The sequence below is a fragment of the Rhizorhabdus sp. genome, from assembly GCF_018006725.1.
In the GTDB taxonomy this organism is placed as follows: domain Bacteria; phylum Pseudomonadota; class Alphaproteobacteria; order Sphingomonadales; family Sphingomonadaceae; genus Rhizorhabdus.
This window is the reverse complement of record NZ_JAGMXV010000396.1, coordinates 1-3,308: the sequence shown is the minus strand read 5'-3', so window position 1 is coordinate 3,308 and position 3,308 is coordinate 1. Positions and strand designations below refer to the sequence as shown.

Below are 3,308 nucleotides of genomic sequence, written 5' to 3'. Positions count from 1 at the left end.
GCCTTCGGGCTTCGCACGCGCGTGATGCGCGGCCCCGGCGCGGAGCCGATCGGACGGGGCATCGGCCCGGCGCTTGAGGCGCAGGATATCCTTGCCGTCCTCCAGGGGCAGCCGGGCGCCGAGGATCTCGCCCACCGGGCCTGCGAGCTGGCGGGAGGACTGCTTGAGCTCGCTGACGCGGCCCCGGCCGGCGAAGGCTATGCGCGTGCGCGGGCGTGTCTCGAAAGCGGCGGGGCCTGGGCCAAGTTCCAACGTATCTGCGAAGCGCAGGGCGGCATGCGGGCTCCACCGGTCGCCCGGTTTCAGCAGGATATGATCGCTCCCTATAGCGGCCGCCTGGTGAGTATCGACAATCGCAAGCTCGCGACGGTCGCGAAGCTCGCCGGCGCGCCGGTGGCCAAGGCCGCTGGCGTCGCACTGCAGTGTCGGCTGAACCAGATGGTGGATGCCGGGGCTCCCTTGTGTAGCATTCATGCCGAGAGCCCGGGCGAGCTCGACTATGCGGCGGCCTATGCCGTGAGCGACGGGCCGATCTTCGGGATTGAAGCGCTATGAACCGTCCCGTCCTGTTCGCGCTGCCTGGCAGCGAGGCCCTGGCACAGCCGCTATCCGCCGCGCTCGATGCAGAGGTCGGCACGATCGAGCATCGTCAGTTTCCTGACGGGGAAACCTATCTCAGGGTCGGAAACGACGTCAGCGACCGCGAGGTCATCCTGCTGTCCAGTCTCGATCATCCGGACGCCAAGCTGTTGCCGCTGCTGTTCGCAGCCGACACCGCGCGCGATCTTGGCGCTCGCAGGATCGGGCTCGTCGCCCCTTACCTCGCTTACATGCGCCAGGACATACGCTTCCATGCCGGCGAGGCGGTGACGTCGCGAACCTTTGCTGCGATCCTGTCTCGCCATCTCGACTGGCTGGTGACGGTCGATCCGCATCTCCATCGCTACCATGAATTGTCGGAAATCTACCGCATCCCAACCCAGGTTGTTCATGCCGCGCCGTTTTTGGCCTCGTGGATCAAGCGCAATGTCGCTCGCCCGCTGATCATCGGTCCGGACCTGGAAAGCGAACAGTGGGTCTCGCAGGTGGCGGCCGATGCCGATGCTCCGTTTCTCGTGTGCGAGAAAATCCGATCCGGCGACCGTCACGTCACCATCTCGATTCCGAATGCCCCAGCGTTTCTCGATCGCCAGCCGGTGCTGGTCGACGATATCGCCTCATCCGGTCGGACCCTCACCGAGGCGGCGCGCCAACTGGTCGGCATGGGGTTCGCGCGACCGGATTGCGTGGTCGTGCATCCGCTTTTTGCCGGCGATGCAGCGCAGGTTCTGGGTGGGCTTGTCGAAAGGATCGTCAGCACGAACGCGGTTGCACATGCGTCGAATGATATAGACGTCATGCCAGCGATCGCGGAGGCCGTTCGCCACCGGATTGAATGGCGTGCTGCGCGTCAGTTCTAAGACGGAAATGAACGCCCGGCAAACGCTGTGCGCGTCCTCATCCATTGACCCTAAACGAGTCCGAACCAATCTCCTGAGATCTCCCTTTCGGAGAAAATCGCGGCAGGGAAGGAGGATATGTCGTGTCGCACACACGCTCGTTCATCGATCCCCTCGACGTTGCTGGGCACCTGAAGCTTGAGCCCGAAGTAAAGCGCGCCACCCTGCTATCCTGGGCGTCCGATCGCGCAGCCGTCAAGGGCCAACCCGCCCCCCTCGCCCGCCGGGCGCCAGTAACCCGCTGCCGGTCGACGATGTGATGGAAGCGTAGCGATGGCTCGATCGCGCCGAGGGCGGCGCGGGCAACTCGCATGCATCGTCCGGAGCAGAGACCCGGCAATGAGCCGCAGCGACCGCGGCATTGGTGTGAGCGGAGTAGCCGAACCCTCACAGTTTCGCTGTCCTTCGCCGTTTTGCCTCGCCAAATTTTTACTCTTGACCTGGGACCATAGTCCAACGTGCAGAGAAGTATCCCTTGAAGCGCTGCCCTCGCGGCACTGCGTATTGATCGATCTCGGGGGCTATGGGGAACAAGCGCGTCGTGCATATCGTCGATGACGAAGAGACAATACGAAAAGCACTAAGTTTCACGTTGCGGACCGCAGGGTTTGCCGTAGAAGCCTACGCTTCGGGGCCGGAGTTTCTGTTGAGCGCAGAGGACGCCGAGAAAGGCTGCGTGGTTCTCGACATGCACATGCCCGACATGGACGGCCTGCAGGTTCAGGCGGAGCTGACGCGACGCGGTATCGACATGCCCGTCGTGGTGCTGACGGGCAATGGCGATCCTACGCTCGCCGTACAGGCGATGAAGGCGGGCGCTGCCGACTTTCTCGCCAAACCGGTCGAGAAGGCCGCATTGCTCGGCGCGATCGACCGCGGCTTCAGCTGGCTTGAGAGTATAGCCCGTCGTGCCTCCGAACAGGCCGACGCTCTTTCGAAAGCCGCGAGACTGACGCAGCGCGAACGGGCCGTTCTGAGAGGAATTTCGCGAGGCTATCCAAATAGCCTTATCGCAGATGAACTCGGCGTCACGTCGCGCACGGTCGAGCTGCATCGGGCCAGTCTGATGATCAAACTCAACGCGCAAAGCCTGCCCGACCTGTTGCGGATCGCTTTCGCCGTCGACCTGCACGAATCGACCGAAAACGGGCACCCCTAAAATTCTCGGCCGTGCGATGCCGGATGCTATGCGGATCGGGCCGCGGCCAGTTCGGCGATGATCGGACAATCCGGCCGCTCGTCGCCTTGGCAGCGCTCGGCCAGGTCGATTAGCGTGTCGCGCAGCGCCGTCAACGCCTCGGCTTTGCGCTGAAACTCATCGGCGCGGGCAAGGGCAAGCCGCTTCACCTCCGCGCTGGCACGGCCGGTATTGGCCCAAAGGCTGAGCAACGTGCGGATCTCCTCGATCGGGAAGCCGAGATCGCGGGCATTGGCGATAAACCGGAGGCGATGGAGGTCGCGCTCGCCATAGTCACGATAGCCAGCACCCCGACGCGCCGGCGCCGGGATGAGGCCGATCTTTTCATAATGGCGGATCATCCGCTCAGAGACGCCGCTCTGCCGTGACGTCTCGCCGATGTTCACAGTGCTTTCCGGTTGAGGCGCAGCGCGTTGGTGACCACGCTCACCGAAGAGAGCGCCATCGCCGCCGCCGCGATAATGGGCGAGAGCAGAATACCGAACAGCGGATAGAGCGCACCCGCCGCTACGGGCACGCCCGCGACATTGTAGATGAAGGCGAAGACGAGATTCTGGCGGATGTTCGACATGGTCGCTTGGCTGAGCCGCCGCGCCCGGACGATGCCAGTC

General features: G+C 63.9%; 4 protein-coding genes and 1 pseudogene. 3 read left to right on the top strand and 2 right to left on the bottom strand.

Annotation, left to right across the window (positions count from 1 at the left end):
• The 3 genes and pseudogenes from KAY22_RS26695 to KAY22_RS26680 form a co-directional block, all read left to right on the top strand.
• Positions 1-555, top strand: a pseudogene (locus KAY22_RS26695) (thymidine phosphorylase); the annotation flags it as partial.
• Positions 552-1,460 carry a ribose-phosphate pyrophosphokinase gene (locus KAY22_RS26690; protein ID WP_004212748.1) on the top strand — a complete coding sequence of 303 codons (909 nt, stop codon included), beginning with the start codon at positions 552-554 and terminating at the stop codon, positions 1,458-1,460. The pseudogene KAY22_RS26695 and the gene KAY22_RS26690, both read left to right, overlap by 4 nt.
• 562 nt (positions 1,461-2,022) lie before the next feature.
• Positions 2,023-2,658: a response regulator gene (locus tag KAY22_RS26680; RefSeq protein WP_007683376.1), complete on the top strand. Its 636-nt coding sequence runs from the start codon at positions 2,023-2,025 to the stop codon at positions 2,656-2,658.
• A 26-nt stretch (positions 2,659-2,684) separates the two neighbouring features.
• On the opposite strand, the gene cueR is transcribed toward KAY22_RS26680, so the two are convergent.
• Positions 2,685-3,083, bottom strand: coding sequence for a Cu(I)-responsive transcriptional regulator (gene cueR / locus KAY22_RS26675; RefSeq protein WP_004212744.1), 399 nt, complete (start codon positions 3,081-3,083; stop codon positions 2,685-2,687).
• A partial coding sequence (locus tag KAY22_RS26670; protein WP_296626093.1) for a hypothetical protein occupies positions 3,080-3,308 on the bottom strand: 229 nt, incomplete at its 5' end. The genes KAY22_RS26670 and cueR, both read right to left, overlap by 4 nt.